At 59.4% G+C, this 256-nt stretch carries 1 protein-coding gene; it reads right to left on the bottom strand.

Going from position 1 to position 256, the window contains the following annotated elements:
* Positions 1-256: hypothetical protein (locus SB764_RS42320; protein ID WP_410867081.1), on the bottom strand; the 256-nt coding region annotated here is incomplete at both ends.

The raw sequence follows: 256 nt of genomic DNA, 5'->3' as shown, positions 1-256 counted from the left end.
GGTACCGACGATCCCGAGGTTGCCGGCGCTCCAACGGCGCAGGATTTCCATCTGCTCGCTCGCCGGAATGACCGCCAGGGCAGTGTCCAGTATGGGCAGCAAGCGGGTATTTTCACGGGTGACGGCAAAGGCAAAAGGGTTGACTTCCAGGGCAGAGAAGTCGGCCATGCGCACGTTATTCAGATGGTTGTGGTTGATCAGGTAACGGGTGCTGATGGCATCGCCCAGGTACACATCGGCGTTACCAAACGCCACC

Origin of the sequence: Paraburkholderia sp. SIMBA_027, from assembly GCF_046535315.1 — a bacterium.
Taxonomy (GTDB): domain Bacteria; phylum Pseudomonadota; class Gammaproteobacteria; order Burkholderiales; family Burkholderiaceae; genus Paraburkholderia; species Paraburkholderia tropica.
Note: the sequence above shows the minus strand (reverse complement) of the source record. Positions and strands in the feature narration are given on the sequence as shown.